Raw genomic sequence first — 24,675 nt, 5'->3', positions numbered from 1 at the left:
CTTGCTAGTCGGGAGCCGTCCAGACATGGCGCCTCACTGGGGTGATGCGTTGCCGCCGTAGGACCATTGTTTCGCAGCATCCCGCAAGCCATCGAGTAGCGATCGTATGCGCTGCGGCGTATGCCGCCGTTCCAGTCGAACGCCATAAATTGCAGTTTCCGCGACCCTCCAGTCACGCAGCAGCTCGACTACGCGACCTTCCCGTAGGTCCCTCAGCCCCAGCCATGCCGGGAGCCATGCGAGTCCCACGCCTGACCGCATCAGGGACCAGATCGCGCCGAGGTCTTCCACGACCAGCCTGGGTTTCGGAAGATGGCGAACCGGTGTTCCGTCAGCAGGATCCGTGAACTGCCAAGGCATTAGCCGGCCGGACCTGACCTCGCGAAGGCCGATTTGCTTGTGGTGAAAGAGATCCGCGGGCGTCTCTGGCGCTCCGACCAATTCCACGTACCGTCGCGTCGCGCACAAAATCCACGGAAAGGAGCCCAGCGGCGTCGCCACCAAGCCGAGCTGCCCGGTCAGCGGCCCATAGCGGATACCGATGTCGATCCCCTCCGCTGCTAAGTCGAGCGTGCCGTCATCGATCCTTAGTTCCAGCTCGATGTCGGGATTAGCACGCAGCAGCATCGGCACCTGCCTGGCGATCCTTGCCCGGATCAGAGGTGCGGGCGCGCTCAAGCGAACCCGACCGCCTGAGCCGCTGGCGGAGGTGTGCTCAAGCGTCGCCTCGAGCCGCTCCACTTCTCGCAGCAGGTCCCTCGCCCCCTCCAGCAGGCGTTCCCCCTCCGAAGTCAATGAGATCGCGTGTGTTGTGCGATGAAGCAGCCTGACGCCGTGCGCCTGCTCGAAGCGCGAAACCGACTTGGACATCGCGGAGGTCGTGGTGCCCGCGCGACGCGCGGCCTCCGCGAACGATCCCGCATCGGCAACACGGGCGAAATGAAGGAGGTTGACGAGCCTCTGGAAACCGGCGGGTGTGGACATGGTGGAAACTTAGTCCTGCCGCACACGCCCCTACAAGCGGAGAGCGCTACCGGTTAGATCCATCAAGGCAACAACATGCTGATGGGAGCAGGCCATGGCCACCGAGATCAACACTGCCATCTTTGACGAGCTGGAGCGCAAGCTCGGCGATCAGTCCATCATAGTGGTCAACCTGCTGCGCTACCGTGAGACGGCGGAGTACGGGGACGGCGACGAACGTCCGCATTGTACCGGGCGCGAGGCGTTCTTCGATCGCTATGTCCCGGCCTTCAACGCGGTGACGCAGGGGCAAGACATCGGCGCGCAATGGATCGGCACGGTACAAGCCGTGCTAGCGGGACCCGCTGGCGAGGCGTGGGACGACGTAGCCTTGGTACGTTACCCGAACTTCGCGGCATTCCGAGCGAACTTCGAGAGCGACGCCTATCGCCGAAACGCGGACCCACACCGACGCGCGGCGCTGGCCGACTTTCGCCTTCTCGCCACGACGCAGGTGCTGAACCGGGGAGAGGATGGCCAGTAGATGCGCCGAAAAGAGCTGGCTTCGCGTCACCTCCGAGATGCGGACGAGCATGGCGGCCTACGCATCATGATGTCTGCCGCCACTGGCGGTAGGCGAATGCTTCAGGCATAGGCGAGTCGCAGGCGCATTCGAGGGCTCTCGGTGGATCTGGATCTTGCCTGGGGCACAGTTGTCAATGCAGGACGGCTTTGCGCGAAGTAATATCCTCGTTTTCCAAATTTGGAATACGTTTTTCCATCGTTTTGCATTGTCTTCCATAAATGGAAGATCCAACTTTGGTCCGAATTGACCGACGACGCTGTCGGATCTTCAGGAGAGCAGGATGAAATATAAGGCGTTAGGAAATACCGGGCTTCTGGTTTCGCAGCTCTGCCTCGGAACCATGACGTTCAGCGACGGCACCGGCGTCTATGAGCATATCGGCAATGTCGACCAGGCGGGTGCCGATGAACTGGTCAAGGCCAGCATCGACGCCGGCATCAACTTCTTCGACACGGCGGATGTCTACTCCGCCGGTGCTAGCGAGAGAACGCTGGGTCAGTCGTTCCACAATCTGGGGATACCTCGAAACGAGGTGGTGCTGGCGACGAAGGTCTACAGCCGGATGGGCCAGGGCCGGAATGATGTCGGCGCGTCGCGCGGCCACATCATGGACGCGGTCGAGGCGAGCCTGAGGCGCCTGCAGACCGATCACATCGATCTGTACCAGATCCACGCCACCGACATCCTGACGCCGGTCGAGGAGACGTTGCGCGCGCTCGACGATCTGGTCCGGCAGGGCAAGGTCCGTTACCTGGGTGTCTCCAACTGGCAGGCGTGGCGGATTGCGACCGCGCTGGGCATCTCGACGCGCCTCAACCTGGAGCGCTTCAACACGCTGCAGGCCTACTATTCGATCGCCGGGCGTGACCTCGAACGTGAGCTCAAGCCGCTGCTCGAAGCCGAGAAGATGGGCCTGCTCGTCTGGAGCCCGCTCGCCGGCGGCTTGTTGTCCGGCAAGTTCGACCGCGAGAACCAGTCGCCGGAGGGGTCCCGCCGCTCCTCCTTCGACTTCCCGATCGTCGACAAGGAGCGCGCCTGGAACGTGATCGACGTCCTGAAGCCGATCGCGGAGGCGCATGGCTGCAGCCCTGCCCGCATCGCGCTGGCGTGGCTGCTGTCGAAGCCGGTCGTGACATCGGTCATCGTCGGCGCGAAGCGGCTCAGCCAGCTTGAGGACAATATCGCCGCGGTCGACGTCCTGCTGACCGACGACGAGATCGCGAAGCTCGACGCCGCCAGTGAGCTGCCGCCGGAATACCCCGGCTGGATGGTCGCCACGCAGGGGGCGGACCGGATGGGGCCGGTCGACCTGTGGGCGGGCAAGACGACCCGAACGTCATGATCGAAGCGGGGAGGCGCCGCTGCCGGCGTCTCCCGTTCGAAACGGGCGCGCCGACCCGCGACGAGGTCACGAACCGGAGGATCTGCGGCGAAGAGCCGGCCGGAGCCAGGAGGACAAGGATCATGAGCAATCGATTGGAAGGAAAGGTCGCAGTCGTCACCGGTGCCTCCAAGGGGCTCGGCGCCGCTGTCGCGCGGGGCTTCGCCGCCGAGGGCGCATCGGTCGTGGTGAACTACGCCGCGAGCGAGCGTGCGGCCGAGGATTTGGTGGCGGGCATTGTCAGCGCCGGCGGCAAGGCGATGGCCGTCAAAGCCGACATGAGCGATCCGGCGGAGGTCGAAGCGCTCTTTGCGGCGGCGAACCGCGCCTACGGCCGGGTGGACGTCCTGGTCAACAACGCCGGCGTCTACGACTTCCAGCCACTGGAGAACCTCTCGATCGAGCTGTTCCGCCGGCACATGGAACTCAACGTCTTCGGCTATCTGCTCGCCGTGAAGGAAGCCGTGAAGTACATGCCCGGGGGCGGTAGCATCGTGAACATGTCTTCGACGGTGACCATCTTCGGTCCGGAGAACGCATCGGTCTATACCGCGAGCAAGGGCGCAATTGACGGCTTGACCCGCGCGCTTTCGAACGAGCTGGCGCCGCGCAGGATCCGTGTGAACGCGATCAAGCCGGGTGTGGTCGACACCGAAGGCGTCCAGGCTGGCGGCTTCCTCCAGACCGACTTTGGTCCCAGGATCACCGAGCAGACGCCGCTCAAGCGTCTGGGCGTGGCCGACGACATCACGCCCGCCGCGATCTTCCTCGCCTCGGACGAGTCGAACTGGACGACCGGCGAGTTCTTCATCTTCGCCGGCGGCCATCGCTGACCCCGAAACGCAATCACGCCGCCTGTAGCGGTATGGAGATGCAAATTGACTACCGGCAGCGAAATGACGCCTGGACAAGTGGTCCGGCACTATCTCGACACGTTCTTCAAGAAGGACGTCGAAAAGACGCTTGAATGCCTCACCGAGGACGTCGTATGGAAGGTTCAGGGTGCCGCTGAGGTGCCGACAATCGGCCTGCGGCGCGGCCGCGACCAAGTGCGCGCATGGATGGCGCTCTTTCCGGTCAACTTCGAACCTCTCGAGTTCCATGTCGAGCGAACCTTCGAGAGCGGCGACCAGGTCGTGATCACCGGGAATTTCAAGCACCGCATCCTCAGCACTGGCAACGTCTTCGTCAGCGATTTCGCTGCGATCTGCTCGGTCCGGGACGGCAAGGTGAGCGCCTACAACTTCATCGAAGACTCCTACGCGCTCTGGCGCGCCTTCCAGCCCGACTGACCGGCGGTCGGTTCAACAACCCGCGGAAGGGCGTCGCGGCATGAGTAGGCGTGTCCGGCGAGGAATGGGGGCGCTCTGGTCGCGGCGCCCGGCACGTGGCGGCAGGGGCAGAGATTCCCGCGTAGGTCAAGCGCCCGTCCAGCGCTCCGAAAGCTCGGGGTTCGACCGCATCACGTGTTCCGACAGAAAATCTGCGACGGCTCGAACGCGGGCTGAGGCAACCAGGTCAGCGTGGGTCACCAGCCAGAGCTCAGCGCTGAACATCTGATCGGACGGGACCACGCGGATGAAGTCGTCCTTCACGGTCAAGAAATCAGGGATGACGGCCAAGCCGAGGCCGGCCCGCACGGCGGCGATCTGCGCGGGAAGGCTGCTCGTGACGAGCGCGATCTTGCAGCCGGGGTGTTCCCGCGCGAGCCAGACCGCGGCCGGCATAAATGCGTGGCTGTCGTCCCAGGCGATGAAGTGCCGGCCACCGAGGGGCTCGCCTTCGACATGGGGGTGCCGCTCGATATAGTCCCTGCTGCCATAGACCGAGTAAGTCATGTGGCCGACGCGCCGGACCTTCAGATTGCCTCGCGTCGGTCGAACGACACGAAGGGCGATGTCCGCCTCGCGTCGGCCAAGCTCCGCCGTGACTGTGCTGGTGATGATTTCAAGGCAGATGCCCGGATAGCGCTCCCGGAATGCAGGAAGCGCGGGAATGACGAGGTCCGTCGCGAGATTTTCGGATGTCGCGAGCCGCACCGTCCCGGCCGGCGCCCTGTCGAGGCCTGCCGCACCTCGCTCCAACGCCATGATGCTGTCTTCGACGAGCTCGGCGTGTCGAAGTATCTCGCGCCCCTCGTCCGTGAGAAAATAACCCGTCTGGTGCCGCTGGAAGAGCGTCATGCCTAGGCTTTCCTCAAGCTCAGCGATGCGGCGGCTGACGGTGGACTGGCTCACCCTGACATCCGACGCCGTCTGTGTGAGACTCCCGGTCCGCGCCACGCCGAGAAAGTACCTCAGGTCGTTCCAGTCCATGCCCATTTCCAGCTTTGCGCGGCCATCCCTCGTTGTCATTCGCCATTATCCACGATGGCTGCAACGACCTTTTTGCGGCAGCAAGCCGACCTGATCGCCGAGCTCGGCGCCTGATGCGCGCGAACGAGGCCAGGCTGCCGCCCGCTCACCCAGATGAAGCCGTCCAGCTCAGCAGCGTTGATTCCAAGCGGGCTGGCCGATGTCCCCAGCCTGATCGCCCGATCACTCGGCCCGCGCGGCTGCACAAGCTCCTGCCATGGCACTGGAACCAGATCCTATGCTGTCGCCGCCAGATCCCGCACCTCACTTGCAAACCTACTGTGGCTGTCGCCGGCCGGTTACGGCTTGTCCGCTCTCCGCAGTCGAGCGTGATGGCCGCTTTCGGGCGTCCTGCTTCAGTCTGATCGTCCGAAGGCGCTGGGATCCCGCAAGTTCGGCCGATGTCCGCTACCAGGGCGGTTGGTCAGTGACCGCATTTGGCGCTCTCAAGCCGGGCCGGGCTGCGGTTTGACCGGCTGGGTGCGCCGATGATGCTCGACGCGGCCGATAGACGGGCTGCCTTCCTGGCCGATGCAGAACAGATGCTGGCGTCAAAACTGCCGCCCGGCGACATGGTCGCCATGGGCCTGAGCAAACGCCGGCGGCGCTGCAACCCCCCGGCTGGTCAGATCGGCGGAGTCAGCCGATCCACGACGCCGGCGCCGGCCTGCTCCTCCTGCCGTTGTGCTCGCTGGAGGACAACCCGGTTGAGACGGCCTTCGGGAAGCTTAAGGCGCCGACGTCCAAGACCGATCGTTCAGAGTCCATGTTTTGTTCGAATCAGAAGCAATTCTGGATCCATCGATTACCCCAATCTGGACCTAAGACATATCCGATTAGGGACATAGGATGCCTTCGACATCGACAAGGTTAATCGGCGCGTCGACTTGGGGCCTGATCGCGGCTCACAGACCAGCGGCGATTGAACGAATGGGGGGCTGCGATGGGTCACAAGCTGACGTCCGACCTTGGCGCCACGGCCGGCATGCGGGCCATGGCAAGTAGGGGCGGGGGGGCCGGTACTTCGGTTCGATTCGTCCGATTGGCTGCAAAAGGAGGCTCGCGACCAGGGCGGCCCCTCTCGCGCATAGGGGTGCCGACCCTCGGCGGATCCAGCCTGATCGCCGGGCTGCTCGGCACAACAGCCTGGCTCGCCGCGGCGGACACGGCCGCGGCCCAGAGCTGCCCGCAGGGGATCTACTACGCCTGCGTCTTCGGCACCGCGGGACAGGGCGGCGGGACGGACTTCGGTGGGCCGGGCGGCCCGGGAGGGACGATCAACGCGCCGACGGTCTCGGCCACGAGCGCGGCTGAGGCTCCGTCCGGCAACAACCTGCCCGGCTTCCTGGCCCTGGGCCAAGGGGGAGGCGGAGGAACCGGCGGAGGGAACAGCGACAGCGCCGGCGGCGTGACAGGCGGCGTCGGCGGCGGCGGCGGTGCTGTCACAGGCACTGTCGCCATCATCCTCGCCGGCGCGACTGCGAATGCCGTCACCGCGACGACGGCGGGTGACAGCTCGCCCGGCGCCTATGCCGTCAGCCTGGGCGGGCAGGGCGGCGTCGGCGGCTATGTAGAGACCGGCCTCGGTGGCGACAGCTCCGGCGGCGCGGGAGGCGCAGGGGGAGCAGCCGGTGACGTCGTTGTCGGCGGTGATATCGGCGACTCCTCTGTCGGCCTGACCGCCATCATCTCCACCGGCGGTACGTCCGCTCCCGGCATCGTCGCCCAGTCCGAGGGCGGCAGCGGCGGCAGCGGCGGCACGGGAAACGGGGAGAAATTCAAGGGTGGGAACGGCGGCAATGGCGGCGCCGCGGGCGCGGTAACGGTCACCGTCGCCGATGGCTCGATCATCACGACGGCGGGGAATAGTTCCGTCGGCATCCTGGCGCAGTCTCTTGGCGGAGCAGCCGCCCTTGGGGGATACGGCAACAACGACAGCGGCGGCACGGGCGGCACGGGCGGCGATGCGGGCCCTGCGACGGTGAACAACAACGGCTCGATCAGCACCCAGGGCCAAGCGGCCCATGGCATTGTCGCACAGTCGCTGGCCGGGGGCGGCGGATCCGGCGGCGCCTCCTGGGGTCTCTTCCACTCCAACGGCGGCACCGGGGCCGCAGGCGGCACCTCCGACCAGGCCAGCGTGGAGAACAACGGAACGATCACGACGATCGGCCCGAACGCATTCGGCGTTCTGCTTCAGTCCATCGGCGGCGGCGGCGGCGCCGGCGGCAACGCCAGCGGCGTCATCGCAAATGTCGGCGGCAGCGGCGGCTTCGCGGCCGATGGCGGCACCGTGAGCTTCACGGCGGGTAACGGCGAGCCCTGGACCACGAGTGACGACAGCATTACGACCAGCGGCGTCTCCGCCATCGGTGTTCTTGGCCAGTCGATCGGCGGCGGCGGCGGCGATGGCGGTGGCTCGTCTGGCGTTTTCGTGACCATCGGCGGCACCGGCAGCGGCGGCGGCAACGGCGGGTGGGTCGTTGCCGCGCTCGACCCGGGTTCCCAGATCACCACGTCGGGTGACGGCGCCGCCGCCGTCGTGATGCAGTCGATCGGCGGCGGCGGCGGCAACGGCGGCAATGCCGCGACCGGGGGGCTGTTCGCCGGGGTCGGCATTGGCGGCACGGCGGGCACGGGGGGTAATGGAGGGCCGACCCAAGTCACGTCGACCGGGACGACGGTTAAGACTTCCGGCTCCAAGTCGCCCGGCCTTGTGGCGCAGTCGATCGGCGGCGGCGGCGGAACTGGCGGCCAAGCCTTCGCCGCCACCGTAAGTCCTGGCTTTGCGTCCGACGTGACGGTCGGGGGCACGGGCGGCGACGGCGGAACCGGCGGAGCGGTCGAGGTCGCGATGACGGGCGGCTCGATCGCGACGGGCCAGGATCAAGGGCTGACGGGCGACAGCAACGATCCGAGCAGCTGCTCATCGCTGCCCTGCAACACGCTCCCGGTCGACAGCTACGGCGTTGTGGTCCAGAGCATCGGCGGCGGGGGTGGCCTCGGCGGGTCGGCGATGTCGAAGGCCGTGGCGGTCGCGATTCCGGTGACAGGCGCCGGCAGCCAGGTCGGGGTGGCCGCCTCGGTCGCCCTGGGCGGCAAAGGCGGCAGTGGCGGCGCCGGGGGAAACGCGCAGTTCTCGCTGTCGAACGGGGCCACCATCACCACCAACGGCCAGGGATCCACGGCCGTGCTGGTCCAGAGCATCGGCGGCGGCGGTGGCGCCGGCGGCGACTCCTCCGCCAGCGCCGCGGTGCTGGGATATGGTGCGTTGTCGGTCCCCAAGGACGCAAACTCGGAAGGCCTGGGGATCACCGTCTCGATGGGCGGCACCGGCGGCAGCGGCGGTGCGGGCGGCTCGGTGGGAGTCGCTCTCGGCGGCACGGCTTCATGGGACCCAACCCAGAACCAGGGCCAGGGCGGTTTCGACCTCACCCCCGACCAGGGCCTCGCACCGACCGCCATCGTCACCTACGGCGATTTCGCCACCGGGCTGAAGGCGCAATCGATCGGCGGCGGCGGCGGCGATGCCGGGTTCGGGACCGGCAACACGCAGGACTTCGGCACCGGGGCCAGCGGGGCGGTCAAGGTCACCCTGGGGTCGACAGGCGGGTCCGGAGGCGCCGGCGGCGAAGTGCAGGCGGCTCTCTTCGCCGGAAACGGCATCACGACCTATGGTTCGGGGGCGGTCGGGATGCTGGCGCAGTCGGTCGGCGGCGGCGGCGGCACGTCCCAGGGCGGCTCCTTCAGCCTCGCCCAGACCTACACGCCCAGTACGGATGACGGCGACCCGAAGGCCCCGACCATCAAACCGAGCGTGACGGTCAACCTCGGCACCACCGGGGGCAGTGGCGGAGCCGGCGGCGACGTGGCGGTCACCGTACAGGCTCCGATCACCACCTATGGCGGTGATGCGACCGGCGTGCTGGCGCAGTCGATCGGCGGCGGCGGTGGGCTCGGCGGATCGGCCGGGGCCGACGCCTCGGCGGACAATCCCATCCTTCCCGATCTGAAGGCGCGGCAATTGGTCAGCCAGGTCGCAAATTTCTTCGACGGCAAACCGCCCTCGATCAGCACGGACTTCACTCTCTCGATCGGCGGGACCGGCGGGACGGCCGCGGCCGGCGGCACGGTGTCGGTGGATCTGTCGGCTCCGGTCGGCACAGCGGGGGATTGGGCGAACGGCATTGTCGCGCAGTCGATCGGCGGTGGCGGCGGCAAGGCAGGAACTGCCGCCGCCACCGGCAGCGGGGTGTCCGATCAGGTCTCGATCGATCTCACGCATCTCGTCGCCGGGAAGGATGGCGCCGGCGGTGACGGCAACACCGCCACTGTGAATTTGGACCAGGGCAATCCGAACATCAGCACTGCTGGATTCGCTGCGGCAGCGGTGGTGGTCCAAAGCATCGGCGGCGGTGGCGGCATCGGCATTGACGGCTCCGATCGCGCGACAGGCGTGATCGCGGTGGGACAGAGCCGCAGCGGCAATAAAGGCGCCAGCGGCGCCGGCGGTGCGGCACAGGTCGGCTACACGAACTCCAATTCCACCACGATCGCCACCAGCGGTCAGGCGGCGGACGGCGCGGTTCTGCAATCGATCGGCGGCGGTGGTGGGATCGCGGGTGCCGGCAGCAGCGCCTTTGACACGTCATGGAACAAGTCGGGAACGCTGAACCTTTCAGCGGGCGGCGGCTCAGACAGCGACGGCATCGGCGGCGCAGTGACTTTCGCGTCCCAGCCGAGCCTGACGATTTCGACGGCAGGCAACAATTCATCGGGGATCCTGTTGCAAAGCATCGGCGGCGGCGGCGGTATCGTCACCAGCCAGCCGACCGCGAGTTCGGTGGACTTCTCCATAGGCGGCTGGAACAGCAGCGGTGATGGCGGATCCGTCACCGTGCAGGGCGGCCCGATCAGCACAGCAGGCATCGGGGCGCACGGCATTGTCGCGCAATCGATCGGCGGCGGCGGCGGCGTCATCCGCCTCGTCAACGCAGCCGGAGACACCCCGGAGCTGCAGGCGGACATTCCCTACAGCTTTGGGAACGGGCACGCGAGCAGCGGCTCGGGTGGGGATGTGACCGTCACGGTTCCCGAATACGGCAACATCAATGTCACGGGAGCAGGCGCAATCGGCATTGTCGCGCAATCGATCGGCGGCGGCGGCGGGCTCATACAGGATGGCAATGCGATCTATGCCGGCTCGGTCGCCACCCACACCAGCAACTCGGGCGGAGCGATCACGATGAGTGTGAATGCTTCCGTTACCGCGACGGGTCAGAACGGTATTGGCATCTTCGCGCAGAGCACGGGCAGCGCTGCCGGGACGAAGAACGCTGCCGGCTCGACGGGTCGCACTGATGTCGTGATCAACAACTATGGCAATCTCGGCACGACCGTGTCCGGCGGTTCCGGGTCGGGCAGCGCGGGTGTGTGGATCGACACACCGGCGAATAGTCCGACGGCCTATGTGACGAACGACTGGGCCACGATCACGACGGCCGACGGGACCAGCGGCACGGCGATCACGGTGACCGGCGGTGGACAGGTCGCCGTGGCCAACAATTCCGGCACCATCGACGGCACCAACATCATCGGCACCATCACCGGCTCGATCTTGACCAATGGCGGCCAGATCGACGGCAACGGCACCTTCAATGCCGGACCGATGATGGAGGCTGCGGATGTCGTCACCAGCGGCACCTTCAATCTCGGCCTGCCGGGCGAGCTGCGGGCCACCCGGGTGACGGGGAATTTCACCCAGACCGGGGAAGGGCGGCTGGGCGTGACCGTCGACTCCCTCAACAAGACGGCCGGCCATCTGCAGGTCGACGGCACGGCGACGCTCGACGGCAAGATCGTGCCGACGGCCCTGACGCTGCTGCCCGGCGCGGTGCCGGTGATCACCGCGGGGCATCTCGTCACCACTGCGGATGCCGCGGATCCGCTGCTGTTCCACTGGGACACGGCGCAATCGGGCAACACCCTCTCGATCGCACCGAGCGCGAACTTCAAGCCCGGCGGAGTGTCCCTGAACGACAGCCAGTCCTCGCTGGCCGGCTATTACGGCCGGGCCTGGGACAACGGCGACAAGGCCTTCGCCACCCGCTTCGCCGAGCTGTCGCGGATCAACGACCGCAGCGACTACAAGGCGGCGCTCGACGCCTGGTCCAGCAAGGCGACCCATGCCCAGTCCGTCGCGCTGGCCAACTCGGCCGGCACCATCCTGGGCGCGGCAATGAGCTGCCCGGTCTTCGCCGACGACACCGTGCTGCTGGGCGAGGACAACTGCGCCTGGGCCAAGGTCACCGGGCGCTGGACCGACCAGTCCTCCACCCGCGACACCCAAGGCTACTACGTCTCGGGCACGACCTACCGGATCGGCGCCCAGCACGAGATCGCCCCCGACTGGTATCTCGGCGCCGCCTTCGGCTTCGGCCAGAGCTGGGCCAACATCGATGGCGGCTCGTCGGGCGACGGCGACACCTATGACGGCTCGGTGACGGTCAAGCGGGTCGCGGGGCCGTGGCAGTTCGCGGGGTCCGTTGCCTTCGCCGGGGGCTCGTTCCACGCCAACCGGCGCCTCGACATCCCCGGCATCGCCAGCGAGACGCTGAAGAGCGACCCAAGCATCTTCCTCGCCGGCGGCCGGCTGCGCGCCGCCTACGAGTTTACCTTCCAGGACTGGTACATCCGGCCCTATGGCGATCTCGACGTGGTCTACACCGACTTGCCCGGCTTCAAGGAGAAGGGGGACGACCTCCTCGCCCTCGACGTCCGCGGCAGCAGCAAGACGAGTGTGGGCCTGTCGCCGATGATGGAGCTCGGCGGCCGGCTGGACCTGGACGGGCAGTCGACGCTGCGGGCCTATGCCGCGTTCGGCCTGAGCTACCTGCCGGATAACACGCGGACGATCCGTTCGAGCTTCGTCGGCGCGTCCTCCGGGAACGGCACCTTCAGCGATCACATCGACTCGCCGGACGTGCTGGGCCGGATCGATGTCGGGGTGCAGCTGTTCCGGGCCGAAGGGTTCGAATTGAAGGGCGAGTACACGGCCGATATCGGCGGTTCATTCCTCAGCCAGTCCGCCAGCGCGCGCTTCGCTTATCACTTCTGAGACGAAACGCGTCGAAAGGGCCGGATCGCGGTTGTCTCCCGCGATCCGGCCTGCTTCGATCGGCGAGGATCAACCGACGCGGTCGTCCTGCTTCCGATGACAACCCTGACCCCGACTTCCGCATCCATGTCGCCGGGCGTTCGCCGGGACCGCAGCCTGAGCGCGCTGGTCGGCTTCGAGCTTCTGGCGATCTTCGTGTTCGGGCCGCTCTCGGGCATCCACAGCGCCTCGCGCCATGTCTTCGTCTTCAATTTCTGCTTCATCGTGCTGGCCGGGATCTTCGCCATCACGCGGCATACCCGCCTGGCCAAAGTCGTGGTCGGCCTGGGCATCGTGCTGATCCCGCTGCAGCCGACCGCCCTCTATCTCGGCGTGCTGTGGCTGACCACGGTCCACATTCTGCTCTTCGTCGCCTTCCTGTTGCTCTTGAGCTGGATCATCCTGGTCCATGTGTTCCGCCGCAGCCGGATCAACCTGCATTGCATCCTCGGCGCGGTCGCGGTTTACCTGCATCTCGGCCTGATCTTCGCCCTGCTGGGCACGCTCCTGGTGCTGCATGTCGGCGACGGGGCCTACAGCTTTGCCCAGCCGCTGGAGACGGAGCATGTCCGCCTCCTGTCGCGGATGATCTATTTCAGCTTCACCACCCTGACCTCCGTCGGCTACGGCGACATCACCCCGGTGTTCCCGCTGGCTGGCTCTCTGGCCAATCTCGAGGCGCTGTGCGGTCAATTGTTCCCGGCGATCCTGCTGGCCCGGCTGGTGTCGATGGAGTTGGAGTCCACGCGTTCGGATTGAGAGGCGCTGGGTCTAGGCCAGTAACCGCTAACTGCACGGGCGAAGAGCCTCGACGTCGCGTCGACTTCCGGGCTGTTTTGATGGGCGGTTGTGGCACTGGTCAGCCCGCGAGGTCGTACGGAAGCGGGGGAACCCTGTCACGTTCCATAACGTCCAGTGTCCGGACGTCGACAGGATGGCCGGATATGGCGCTTCCGAGCCAGGCGGCGCTGGCGGCATCGGAGGCGCAGCAGCTATGGCCGGCCTCACCGGCGGAAGGCGGAAGTTGGCGAGCGCGTCCCAGGTCGCACCTGAGCACCATTCCCGGCCATCAACGAATTTCTGCAAACCGGACGTAGGCGCGTTGGCTGGAGCAACTCTTACTCGCCCCTGCAGATCAATCAACCCGAGAGGGGTTTTAAACGAGGCCGTTCCGACCAGAGAAATGCGCTGATCGCGCAAAGCCCGGTTTGCCCAAAACCTATAAGTCTCATCGTCAGATCCCAACCAGAAGCGCTCAGGGCCTGCCACCGGTCCCGAGCCGATATCCACAAGTTCCAGAAAATTGAACTCGATGAGCTTGGGATCCAAATTGCATTTGAAGAAATATTCATCAGTCGACGTTGGAAAACCATAGCCATCGCGTAGATCGAGGATCCCTTGAAGTCGAATGGGAATCGGATGGCCGGCTACCCATCTATCTGGTGAAAATTGAGCCGTTCCGATAGGCCCCCCAGCGGTTCCTCCGCTAGGACCCCAACGGTTCCACCGCCGAAAATCGTGTTGGAATACGGATGGTCCAGAAATGATCCAGTTATGTTTCCTGCAACATCGCCATCAATCCCTTTGGGAGCGGCAAATGAGATATTGTTGTCAACGCCCGATCCAAGAGAAATCGTGAAATTGCATTTCATAGACATCGATTATTCTCCGAATATTTATTAAATCTCGACTTATTTTGCAAAGAGGTATTGAGCAAATAGATATCTCACTATCTCCTTCAACCCAGTCTGCATATATCGCTCATACGATCGGAGCTTGGTGCAACGGTCGCACGCCAGCGTCGATCTGATGACCACCCTGACAAAATCGTCTTGTCAATACAAGATCGGCACACCCAACCTTGCGACGCAGTTGCCTTTACGAGATCTCGGCTTCGAGGAACGGGTTCGAATCGCCGCTTCGGAGCGCAGGCCACCGGACCTGGCTGGCCAGACCGGCCTGAGCCTGCCGATCTCACAAATGTCCGGAATCAGGGAGCTGCCGGCACGGCCGCTTGTGGCACTCCCGAGCCAAGCAGCCCCGGCAGGGAAGGGCGGGAAGCGGAACTCGACTTTGCGATTGGATGGCGAGTAGCTATCGCCTGCTACCCTCCGGATCGTTCCTGCTTTGTTGACTGTTTTCAACAGCATACCAGACGGCAAATGTCCATAACCCACCAAGCAGTAGAAACAGTATGCTGAAGCAGACGTAGGATCGGTAATTTCTGTATACAATAGTCGAGCCGATAAGAATACGCCGAGCCAGATCTGGAAAGTGATAAAGGTCATCCTCCGTATTCCAAAATTTATCACGTGCCATGGATTGTCAAAGAAAGATCTGAAATAAGTACCAAACATATATAATGAGAAAAAGCCAAGTATTAGCCACGTGATAAATAGGGCCGACTGGACGCGGTCGGGCGACATCTCGCGAGGGCGCTGGAGATCCAACGGCGTCTGGACAGGACGATGTCCGGCCGGGCTGACGCCGGTCCTGGCACCCCAGGAGCGAGCCTGCCTGGCGGGCGTGGCCCGCGGCGGCACCAGTAAGCAGATCGCCCGGCGGCTCGGCCTGTCGATGCATACGGTCAATGCCTATCTCTCGTCAGCCCGGCGGAAGCTGAAGGCGTCGAGCCGCAGCGAGGCCGTAGCCATGGCCCTGTCTGCAGGGCTGATCGATGGTTGAGCCGGGCCGATATCCCGGCGAAGGCGCCATCCCGGCCTTGATCGCCCAGGTCTATGACGCCGCCCTCGGCCAGGAGAGCTGGACGGACCTGCTCGCAGGCATGGCGACGCTGCTGGGCAGCGATTCTGCCGTCACACTGCATCCGACCGGAACGCCGCAGTCCCGGGACGAAGCGGTCCGTCTTCGTGTCGATCCGAACTATGTGCCCCTCTACAACGCACACTACCACACCACATGGCCGGTCCTGTCGGCACTGCCGCGCTTGCAGGCCGGAGCGGTCTTCGTCGACCGCATGGTGGTGTCGGATACGAGCTTCCTGCGGTCGGAGTTCTACGCCGACTATGCGCGGCCGCAGGGCCGGCATAGCGGGATCTACTGGATCGATATCGACTCGCAGGGGCTGGCGGCCCATCTCTCGCTATGGCGCACGCGGCGTCGGCCGGATTGGGGCGATGCGGAAATCCGCCTGCTGCGTCACCTCGGCCCGCATCTCGGCCGGGCGCTGGACATCGGGCGCCGGCTTGCCGCCATTCCAATCAGGCCGCCGGCCGCCCCAGTCGGTATCGTCGCGCCACGCGAGATCGACTGTCTCGCCTGGGTCGCCCGTGGCGCCTCGAGCAAGCAGATCGCCCGGCGGCTCGGCCTGTCGATGCACACGGTCAACGACTATCTCGCCTCGGCCCGGCGCAAGCTGAAGGCGTCGAGCCGCAGCGAGGCCGTCGCCGCGGCCCTGCAGCTTGGATTGATCGAAAGCTGATCGTCGCCGTCCGCCGGCCACCCATCGCGATACCCTATTTGTGAGGTATTGAGGGAGCCCTCCCCAGTCCCGGATAATGGCTGGTGTATGGGGCTTCGGGATCAATCGTCGGATCCGCCGGCTCGGCCGGACGTATCCAGGCGGACCTCGCCGTGATCGTGGCAGCGCTCCGAGGTCACGTGCCCCACATCATCGATGCCAGCAAGGACGGCCGTTCCTGGAGCGGCCGCTGAGGATAGCCATGACCAATGTGAAAGCCCTGGTCCGGGAGCCGCGCCTCCTGGCCGGAACGCCGCTGTTCGCGGCGTGTCCGCCGGCGCTATGCGACGCGCTGGCCTCGCGCCTGATCGAACGATTTTATGCGGACGGCGATACGATCTTCCTGCGCGATGATCCGGGCGACAGCGTGATGATCGTCGCCACTGGTCGCGTCGCCGTGCGGCTGACATCGCCACAGGGTCGAGAGATCCTGCTGGCGATCCTGTCCGAACGGGATCTGTTGGGCGAGATGTCGCTGCTCGACGGCCGCGGCCGCAGCGCCGACGCGATCGCCCTTGGCCCATGTCGACTGCTGGTATTGGAGCGGGTCGAGGTGCTGCGGCTGCTGCGCCAATCGCCGGAGACCTGCCTGAAGCTGATGGAGTTGTTGACAGAGCGCCTGCGGCGGACAAGCGAGCAGTTGGAGGCGGTGGCGCTGTTCAGCCTGCCGGCGCGGCTGGCGAGGCTGCTTCTGGATCTGAGCGGCTCGCAGCTCGGCCGCTCCGGCAGCAACCGGCCGGCCCTGCCGCCGGCGCTGTCGCAGCGCAACCTGGGCCTGCTCGTCGGCGCCAGCCGGTCCAAGGTCAACGTGCAACTCAGCCGCTGGATCACCGAGGGCATCCTGCGGCGCGAGCGCGGCGGTCTGGTGCTGCACGCATCGCCATGCCGACCCGCTCGTGAAGGGTGTCAGTTTACACCAGGCTGCCGCGCTTGCGCGCGGAGAAGCGCCCTGGTTCCGATGAGTGGTCATCCAGGCGGCGCCCGCAGAACTGCAAGGGTGATGTGAGGCGGAGCGTGCACTGGCTGTTAAGGAGCCAGCAGCGAATTCCATCCGTTACCCTCCGAGGAAGCATGATCAGTGGCGGAGATGTCCGCTTCGGGGAGCCGGCTGCGATGGCCGGTTTCGGGCGCACTCCAAGTTCTGTGTCAATCGGCAGGCGCTGCATCCTGCGGGGCACGCGATGTTCGCTCTCAAGGCGCCGACACAATGACCGCTTATGGCGCTGTTGAGACGGGCCATGGCAGAAGCTACCGACAGGCATCGATCCGGGATCGCCGCAATTGTGCAACAGTCCATTTCACAATTTCAGCCGTCGACCAAGAGGGGCAGCATCGGGATCCATTGACGTCAGGAGACCCGTTCAACCCCTATCGCTATGTCCAGTGCCAGGTGAGGACGCGGCAGTTCGGGGGCTGGTCGGGTCACACTGGCGTTTTCGGCGAGTCAACATGTCATCGCCGAGCAGTCAGTAAGCGCACAGACTGTCGATGCCGTCTCAGGCTATGCCCATCTCGTTCATGTCCTGGAACCGGTCGGCGATGCGCGGATGCAGCCGGCCGCCATCGGCCGCGCCGATCGCCACCAGCACCTCGTCGGCGCCGGGCGCATCGGTGACCGTCAGGTCGGCGGTGATGAAATGCGACCGCGCGCCGGTGATGCTCTTGTGGGTCATCGGCACCGTCACCGTGACCCCGGCCGGGCCGCGGATGTTGCTGAAGTTCAGATAGGTGGTGCCGCCCACGGCGTCCCGGAACACATTGCCGAAGCGCAACGTGTGGATCAGGGCCGAGGCATGCTCGACCTCGCCGTTGAGGCCCACGACGGCGGCCTTGCCATAGGCCTCGATCCGGTCGGCCGGGATCAGCGCCAGCAGCCGCGCAACCAGCACATCGGCCAGCGGCGGCGCCAGGGCCAGCACCTCCGGCCGCAGATCCTCGACGAAGCCGCGCCCGGCCCAGGGGTTGCGCAGCACCGCCGCGACCACGGCCATGGTCACGGGCCTGTCCCCGGCCTTGCCGCCCTCGATGAAGGTCTGCTCGGTATGGGCGGCGATCTTGCGGATCTCGGGCGTCATGGCGGGGTCCCTGCGTCGGTTGGGTCATTTCGGCGCCGGGGACGGTAGGAAGGGGCGGGGCCGCGCGTCTTCCTCCGGTTCGGAGGAAGACGGCGCTGAATTCCCCTCGGTCCGGAGGTAGAGTGAGACGCGGTCCCGCGCGTAAATCCGATATCGACCCCGGCTATGAGCCATCTGCCCTTGGACCATCGTTCGCTGCTGCGCGCGCTGCGGGACGCCGCCAGCCTGATCAATTCCAGTGGCGACCTGGACACGATGTTGCATCACCTGGTCTACGCCGCCTGCCACCACGGCACTTGGGCGATGGGCGCGGTGATGGCCATCGACCAGGGCAACGGCTACGCCCATGTGCTGGCGCGGCACGACCCGACCCTGATCCCGAACCGGCTGGAGAACCGCTGGGCGCTGGCCACCAGCCCGGCCCTGGTGGCGCTGACCAGGAACGAGCCTGTGGTGATCGCCGACGCCTTCGCCTCCGAGGAGTTCCCCGGATACCGGCAGGAGGCGCATCAGCGCGGCTACCGCACCGTGGTGGTGCTGCCGATGGGCTGCTGCGACGATGCCGGCCGGCCGATGGTGCTGACCGCGCAGTCGCGCAGCGTGGTCGCGGTGACGGAGGAGGACCTGGCCTTCCTCGGCACCATCGTCCATCTCGGTGCCATCGCCGTCGACAAGGCGCACAGGCTGCGGACGGAGCATGAGGCCGCCGAACGGCTGCAGCGCGTGCTGGCGGTCAACGCATCGCTGATGGAGCAGGTGCTGGCCGATGGCGATGTCGCCTCCGCCGCGGCGATGATCGGTGGGGTGTTCCCCGACCCGATCGCGGTGGTCGACCTGACCGCCAACCTGGTCGTCGCCGGGCGGTCGCCGCGGCCGGAGGTGCTGGACGATGCCGCCTGGCAGGCTGCCGCCCGCGCCACGCTGGCCCGGCCGCTGGTCAAGGCGGCGCGGGCAGCGGTCGATCAGCCGCGCGACGCATCCTGGGATCTGTTGCTGGAGCACGGCCCGGGCCGATTCAAGGTGGCGGCGCGGATCGAGCCGCTGGTGATCGACCGCGAGGCGGTCGGCGCCCTGATGGTGTTCCCACGCTCGGGCACTGTCGGCGATCTCGACCACCTGCTGCTCGACAGCGCCAAATTCGCCCTCAGCGTCCAGCTGATGCGCGGCTTCATCCGCTTCCGTGCCGAGGCGCAGACCCTGACCGACCTAGTCTCCGAGATCGTGGAGCAGCGCTGGCGTGACCCGGCCGATGTCGCGGCACGGGCCCTGCGCCTGGGCTTCGACCTGGCGATGCCGGTCCGGCTGATGGCAATCGGGTTGCCCGGGCCGCGCCGGCCCGGCGTCGCCGCCGGGATCGAGCTGCTGCGGTCGGTCGCCCGCATCGCGCAGGAGCAGCATGCCGGCGCGGTCACCGTCGCCCTCGACGACCTCGTCCTGTGCCGCCTGCCGGCCGAGGGCGACAGCGAGGAGCCGGCGCGGAAGCTGATGCGCCGCATCGCCGAGGAGGCGCGGCTGGTGCTGGACGACACGCCGATCCTGGTCGCCAGCAAGCTCTGCCCGGGCCTCGCCGACCATCCGGCCGCCTGGGCCCAGTGCCGGCGGATGATCGACCTGGCGCGGCGATTCAAGCGACGCGGCGTGCTGACGGCGCAGGACTTCGGCCCGTTCCCGGTGCTGCTGTCGGCGGCGGACACGGAGGAGGTGCAGGGCTTCGTCGACGGCGCCATCGGCGCCGTGGCCCGGCACGACCGCAAGCACGGCACCGCCTATGTCGAGACGCTGTCGCGCTATCTCGACCAGGGCTGCCGCACCCAGGCCTGCGCCGATGCGATGGGGCTGCACGTGACCACGCTGCGCTACCGCCTGGCGCGGATCCAGGAGCTGTTCGGCATCGAGCTGGACACGCCGGAGCGGCGCTTCTCGCTGGAGCTCGCCATTCGTCTGCACGCCATGGTGCGGGACCGCGCCGCCGGGGACTGAGCCGGCCGCGGTTGCTCCGTCGGGTAGGAGCATCGTCCCCTCCGTCTCCTTCCGACCGGCGGAAGATCGGCCCGGCGGGGCCGCCTAGCCTTCCCTGAAATCGAGGAGGCTTCGCGGATGTCCGCACCACCAGAGCATAGCCCGATCGACGCGGTCGAGCTGCGCCGCGCCTTCGGCACCTTCGTCACCGGCGTGACGGTGATCACCACCTGGGACGAGACCGGTGCGCCGCGCGGCATGACCGCGAACTCCTTCACCTCGGTGTCGCTCGACCCGCCGCTGCTGCTGGTCTGCGTCGGCAAGAGTGCGTCCAGCTATCCTGCCTTCGCCGCGTCGCCCGCCTTCGCCGTCAACCTCCTCCACGAGGCCCAGGCCGAGGTATCGTCGCTGTTCGCCTCGAAGTCGCCGGACAAGTTCCGGGCGGTGTCACATGACGCGGTGCACACCGGTGCCCCGGTGCTGACCGACTGCATGACCTGGTTCGACTGCAGCGTGCACGACCGGGTCGAGGCCGGCGACCACATGGTGCTGATCGGCCGGGTCCAGGCCTTCGGCACCAGCGCCTCCGCCCCGCTCGGCTTCTGCCGGGGGCGCTACGCCGCGGTGAAGGACCCGCTGCCGGCCGGCTGGTCGCCGTCGCACCGGATGGTCGTCGGCTATCTGATCGAGGATGACGGCCGCATCCTGCTGCGCGCCGACGGGCGTGACGGCTGGGGCCTGCTCACCGCCCGCCGCCGCCAGGCCGGCGCCGCGATCGACCTGGACGAGGCCGGCACCCTGGCCCTGCGCGCCGACGCCACCTTCCTCTATTCGGTGTTCGACGTCGGCGACGGCGACCCCGGCTTCATCATCTATCGCGGCCGTCTGGAGGGCGAGGCGGCATCGCTGCCGCCCGACCTGCGCTTTTTCCCGGCCGACGACCTGCCCTTCGACGCCATCCCGGTGCGGGAGGTGCGGTCGATGCTGCGCCGCTACCTGCGCGAGCGCGGCGCCAGCCGCTTCGGCATCTACATCGACTCCGCCGATGGCGGGCGGGTCGCGATGATCGACGGCGACAGCCGCCCCTGGCAGCCGGCCGACGCCGGCACCCCCTGAACGACGGACGACACCATGACCCGCACTGTGCAGAGCATCGAGGGAACGCGGCTGGGCCTGTTCATCGACGGCAGCAGCGTCGCCCCGCGATCCGGCCGCTATCTCGCCAGCTATGACCCGACCACGGCCGAGCCCTGGCACGAGGTCGCCGATGCCGGGGCCGAGGATGTCGACGACGCCGTGTGCGCCGCCCAGGCCGCCTTCGTCGACCCCGCCTGGCGCCGCATGACCCAGACCGACCGCGGCCGCCTGGTGCGCCGGTTGGCGGATCTGCTGCTGCAGCACGCCGACGATCTGGCGCGGATCGAGATGCGCGACAACGGCAAGCTGCTGCGCGAGATGCTGGCCCAGCTGCGCGCCATGCCGGATGCCTACCAGTACTTTGCCGGCATGGCCGACAAGCTGCAGGGCGACACCATCCCGGTGAACAAGCTCGACATGCTGAACCTCACGCTGCGCGAGCCGATCGGCGTGGTCGGCATGATCACGCCCTGGAACTCGCCGCTGATGCTGCTGACCGGCACGCTGGCGCCGTGCCTGGCCATCGGCAACACCGTGGTGATCAAGCCGTCGGAGCACACCTCGGCCTCCACCCTGGCGCTGGCCGAGATCGTGATGGAGGCGGGGTTTCCGGCCGGCGTGGTCAACGTGGTCACCGGCCACGGCGCTACGGCGGGGGAGGCGCTGACCCGCCATCCCGGCCTGGCCAAGATCGTCTTCACCGGCAGCACCGCCACCGGCAAGCGCATCGCCGCCAACGCCGCGTCCCAGCTGGTGCCCTGCCAGATGGAGCTGGGCGGCAAGTCCCCGCATGTCGTGTTCTCCGACGTCGATATCGACCGGGCGGTCAACGGCGTCGTCGCCGGCGTCTTCGCCGCGGCCGGGCAGACCTGCATCGCCGGCTCCCGCTGCTTCGTCGAGGCCGGGCTGCATGACCGCTTCCTGGAGGCGCTGGTCGAGCGCACGCGCCGCATCCGCCTCGGCCGGCCGGAGGCGGAGGAGACCGAGATCGGCCCGCTGGCCCTGGCGGCGCAGCTGGACAAGGTCGAGACCTATGTCGGCACCGGCGTCGCCGACGGCGCCCGGGTCGCGATCGGCGGCCGCCGGCCGCAGCGCGACGACCTGGGGCGCGGCTGGTACTACGAGCCGACGGTGCTGGCCGAGGCCCGCAACGACATGCGCTTCATGCGCGACGAGATCTTCGGCCCGGTGGTCGGCGTCGTGCCGTTCCGGGACGAGGACGAGCTGATCGAGCTGGCCAACGACACCCGCTACGGCCTGGCCGCCGGCATCTGGACCCGGGACATCGACCGCGCCCTGCGCTTCGCCCGCAACGTCGATGCCGGCACGGTGTGGATCAACACCTACCGTTCCGCCGCCTACATGTCGCCGAATGGCGGCTTCAAGGAGAGCGGCTATGGCCGCCGCGGCGGCTTCGAGGTGATGCGGGAGTTCTCGCGCCTCAAGAACGTGGTCATCGACCATTCCGGCGCCACCCAGGACCCCTTCGTCATCCGCCTGCGCTGACCGGCGCCCACACCTTCTATGGGGAGAGCGACCCGATGAAGTTCGCCGTTTCGATCAACCTGGAGCGCTTCAGCCCGTCGCGCGACATGCAGACCGTTCTGGCCGAGGCGCTGGAGCTGGTGAAGATGGCCGATGCCGGGGGCTTCGAGACCGTCTGGACGGCCGAGCACCACACCATCGAATGCACCATCGCGCCGAACCCGTTCAACACCCTGACCTGGTTCGGCCACCATACCGACCGGATCCGCCTGGGCACGGCGACGCTGGTCGCCCCCTACTGGGACCCGATCCGCCTGGCCGGGGAGGCGGCGTTGTGCGACCAGCTGACCGGCGGGCGGCTGGAATTCGGCATCGCCCGCGGCTCCTACCAGTACGAGTTCGACCGGATGGCCGGCGGCATGCCGCAGCAGGAGGGCGTGGCCTATCTGAAGGAGATCGTGCCGGCGGTGAAGGCACTGTGGGCCGGCGACTACGCCCATGAGGGCAAGTACTGGCGCTTTCCGCTGGCGACCGCGGTGCCGAAGCCGCTGCAGAAGGGCCATCCGCCGATCTGGGTCGCGGCGCGCGACCCCGGCACCTTCGACTGGGCCGTGGGCATCGGCGCCAGCATCCTCTCGACCCCGCTGTCGGCCCCGCCGGCCGAGGTCGGGGTGCTGGGCGAGAAGTTCTGCAAGGCCGTCGCCGACCATCCGGAGGTGCCGCGGCCGCGCTTCATGATGCAGCGCCGCACCTGCGTCTATGCCAAGTCGGAGGACTGGGAGGTGCCGGTCCGCCACAGCACGGATTACGGCCGCTATTTCGAGAACCTGTTCCAGAATCTCGGCACGGTGAAGAACGGCTTCCCGGAGGCGGTGCCGTACGAGGTGGTGGCCAACCGCTCCAGCTACGATCCGAAGAGCATTCGCGACAACCTGATGTTCGGCACGCCGGACGAGGTGATCGAGAAGCTGATGGTCTACGAGGCGGCGGGGGTGGACCAGTACTGCCTGGGCTTGTCCTTCAACCTGCCCTTCGAGCTGCAGAAGCAGACCCTGTCGCTGTTCATCCGCGAGGTCATGCCGGTCTTCGCCGGACGCGCCGGCGCGGCAGAGACCTCCAAGCTCAAGGTGGCGGTCTAGGCCATGCCGGTCGTTCTAAACTATCGGATCGACGGTGCCGGGACCCGGCCGCTGGTTCTGGTCCATGGCGTCGGCTCATATCTTGAGGCCTGGGACGGCGTCACGGCCGCCCTGGCGCCGGATTTCCGCATCCTGCGCTTCGACCTGCGCGGCCACGGCCGATCGGAGCGGGTGCGGGGGCGCTATGAGATCGACGATTTCGTTGGCGACCTGCTGCACCTCGCCGACCGCGAGGGCTTCGGCCGCTTCAACCTGGCCGGCTTCTCGCTGGGCGGGCTGATCGCCCAACGCACGGCGATGGCGCATCCGGAGCGGGTGCGGCGGTTGGTGCTGCTCAGCACCGTCGCCGGGCGGACGGAGGAGGAGCAGGGGCGGGTGCGCGACCGGCTGTCGGCGCTGCAGGCCGGCGAGGCCGGGTCGCATTACGACGCCTCGGTCGGGCGCTGGCTGACCGAGGCGTTCCAGGCGGCCAATCCGGAGCTGATCCAGCGGCTGCGTGAGCGCAACGCCGCCAACGATCCGGGCTGCTACGCCGCCGCCTACCGGGTGCTGGCCGAGACCGACCTGGGCGACCAGCTCCATCTCATCCGCCACCCGACGCTGGTCGCGACCGGGGCGGACGACCAGGGCTCGAACCCGCGCATGGCCCGCTTCATGCACGAGCGCATCGCCGGGTCGCGGCTGGAGATCCTGCCCGGCCTGCGCCATTCGATCCTGGTCGAGGCGCCGGACCTCGTCGCCGGGCTGATGCGCGATTTCCTGTTGTCCGGCGACGCGAAGACGGGAGCGGCGGCATGATCGTCGAGGAGCGGATCTACCGCATCAAGCCCGGGCAGATGCAGCGCTACCTGCAGCTGGTGCGGGAGGAGGGGCTGGCGATCCAGCGGCCGATCCTCGGCCACCTGATCGGCTATTTCCACACCGAGATCGGGCCGCTGAACCATGTCGTCCACATGTGG

18 protein-coding genes are annotated in these 24,675 nt (G+C 67.0%); 15 read left to right on the top strand and 3 right to left on the bottom strand.

Going from position 1 to position 24,675, the window contains the following annotated elements:
• Positions 1-33: 33 nt before the first annotated feature.
• On the bottom strand, positions 34-984 hold the full coding sequence (locus ABDW35_RS01145; protein WP_343712003.1) for a LysR family transcriptional regulator: 951 nt from the start codon (positions 982-984) through the stop codon (positions 34-36).
• A gap of 94 nt (positions 985-1,078) precedes the next feature.
• On the opposite strand from ABDW35_RS01145, the gene ABDW35_RS01140 reads away from it, so the two are divergent.
• From ABDW35_RS01140 to ABDW35_RS01125, 4 genes are all read left to right on the top strand, one after another.
• On the top strand, positions 1,079-1,507 hold the full coding sequence (locus ABDW35_RS01140) for a hypothetical protein (protein ID WP_343712002.1): 429 nt from the start codon (positions 1,079-1,081) through the stop codon (positions 1,505-1,507).
• Between the two features lie 322 nt (positions 1,508-1,829).
• The gene (locus ABDW35_RS01135; protein WP_343712001.1) at positions 1,830-2,891 is read left to right on the top strand and encodes an aldo/keto reductase; all 1,062 of its coding nucleotides are present in this window, start codon (positions 1,830-1,832) and stop codon (positions 2,889-2,891) included.
• A 122-nt stretch (positions 2,892-3,013) separates the two neighbouring features.
• On the top strand, positions 3,014-3,763 hold the full coding sequence (locus ABDW35_RS01130; RefSeq protein WP_343712000.1) for a glucose 1-dehydrogenase: 750 nt from the start codon (positions 3,014-3,016) through the stop codon (positions 3,761-3,763).
• A 45-nt stretch (positions 3,764-3,808) separates the two neighbouring features.
• Positions 3,809-4,222 (top strand): nuclear transport factor 2 family protein, encoded by a 414-nt coding sequence (locus ABDW35_RS01125; RefSeq protein ID WP_343711999.1) that lies wholly within the window; start codon positions 3,809-3,811, stop codon positions 4,220-4,222.
• A 126-nt stretch (positions 4,223-4,348) separates the two neighbouring features.
• On the opposite strand, the gene ABDW35_RS01120 is transcribed toward ABDW35_RS01125, so the two are convergent.
• On the bottom strand, positions 4,349-5,245 hold the full coding sequence (locus ABDW35_RS01120) for a LysR family transcriptional regulator (protein ID WP_343711998.1): 897 nt from the start codon (positions 5,243-5,245) through the stop codon (positions 4,349-4,351).
• Between the two features lie 1,132 nt (positions 5,246-6,377).
• On the opposite strand from ABDW35_RS01120, the gene ABDW35_RS01115 reads away from it, so the two are divergent.
• The 5 genes from ABDW35_RS01115 to ABDW35_RS01095 all read left to right on the top strand — a co-directional run bounded on the left by ABDW35_RS01115 (position 6,378) and on the right by ABDW35_RS01095 (position 16,927).
• On the top strand, positions 6,378-12,401 hold the full coding sequence (locus ABDW35_RS01115) for a hypothetical protein (protein WP_343711997.1): 6,024 nt from the start codon (positions 6,378-6,380) through the stop codon (positions 12,399-12,401).
• 126 nt (positions 12,402-12,527) lie between these two features.
• Entirely contained in the window at positions 12,528-13,199 is a 672-nt protein-coding gene (locus ABDW35_RS01110; RefSeq protein ID WP_343711996.1) for an ion channel, read from the top strand.
• 1,629 nt (positions 13,200-14,828) lie between these two features.
• Positions 14,829-15,125, top strand: coding sequence for a helix-turn-helix transcriptional regulator (locus ABDW35_RS01105; protein WP_343711995.1), 297 nt, complete (start codon positions 14,829-14,831; stop codon positions 15,123-15,125).
• A gap of 37 nt (positions 15,126-15,162) precedes the next feature.
• Positions 15,163-15,882: a helix-turn-helix transcriptional regulator gene (locus tag ABDW35_RS01100; protein ID WP_343711994.1), complete on the top strand. Its 720-nt coding sequence runs from the start codon at positions 15,163-15,165 to the stop codon at positions 15,880-15,882.
• 241 nt (positions 15,883-16,123) lie between these two features.
• Positions 16,124-16,927 (top strand): Crp/Fnr family transcriptional regulator, encoded by an 804-nt coding sequence (locus tag ABDW35_RS01095; protein ID WP_343711993.1) that lies wholly within the window; start codon positions 16,124-16,126, stop codon positions 16,925-16,927.
• A 490-nt stretch (positions 16,928-17,417) separates the two neighbouring features.
• Here ABDW35_RS01095 and ABDW35_RS01090 read toward each other — a convergent pair whose 3' ends face one another.
• On the bottom strand, positions 17,418-17,996 hold the full coding sequence (locus ABDW35_RS01090) for an amino acid synthesis family protein (protein ID WP_343711992.1): 579 nt from the start codon (positions 17,994-17,996) through the stop codon (positions 17,418-17,420).
• A 165-nt stretch (positions 17,997-18,161) separates the two neighbouring features.
• Here ABDW35_RS01090 and ABDW35_RS01085 point away from each other — a divergent pair, with 165 nt between their 5' ends.
• The 6 genes from ABDW35_RS01085 to ABDW35_RS01060 all read left to right on the top strand — a co-directional run.
• Complete coding sequence (locus tag ABDW35_RS01085; protein ID WP_343711991.1) at positions 18,162-19,976, top strand: helix-turn-helix domain-containing protein; 1,815 nt, start codon at positions 18,162-18,164, stop codon at positions 19,974-19,976.
• A gap of 117 nt (positions 19,977-20,093) precedes the next feature.
• A complete protein-coding gene (locus ABDW35_RS01080) occupies positions 20,094-21,071 on the top strand; it encodes a flavin reductase (protein ID WP_343711990.1) in 978 nt (325 codons plus the stop codon).
• Between the two features lie 15 nt (positions 21,072-21,086).
• Entirely contained in the window at positions 21,087-22,598 is a 1,512-nt protein-coding gene (locus ABDW35_RS01075; RefSeq protein ID WP_343711989.1) for an aldehyde dehydrogenase, read from the top strand.
• A 35-nt stretch (positions 22,599-22,633) separates the two neighbouring features.
• Positions 22,634-23,716, top strand: coding sequence for an LLM class flavin-dependent oxidoreductase (locus ABDW35_RS01070; protein WP_343711988.1), 1,083 nt, complete (start codon positions 22,634-22,636; stop codon positions 23,714-23,716).
• 3 nt (positions 23,717-23,719) lie between these two features.
• Positions 23,720-24,514, top strand: a complete 795-nt coding sequence (locus ABDW35_RS01065; protein ID WP_343711987.1) for an alpha/beta hydrolase — start codon at positions 23,720-23,722, stop codon at positions 24,512-24,514.
• The coding region (locus ABDW35_RS01060) for an NIPSNAP family protein (RefSeq protein WP_343712021.1) at positions 24,511-24,675 on the top strand (165 nt) is incomplete at its 3' end. The genes ABDW35_RS01065 and ABDW35_RS01060, both read left to right, overlap by 4 nt.

This window comes from Inquilinus sp., from assembly GCF_039594555.1.
Taxonomy (GTDB): domain Bacteria; phylum Pseudomonadota; class Alphaproteobacteria; order DSM-16000; family Inquilinaceae; genus Inquilinus.
Note: the sequence above shows the minus strand (reverse complement) of the source record. Positions and strands in the feature narration are given on the sequence as shown.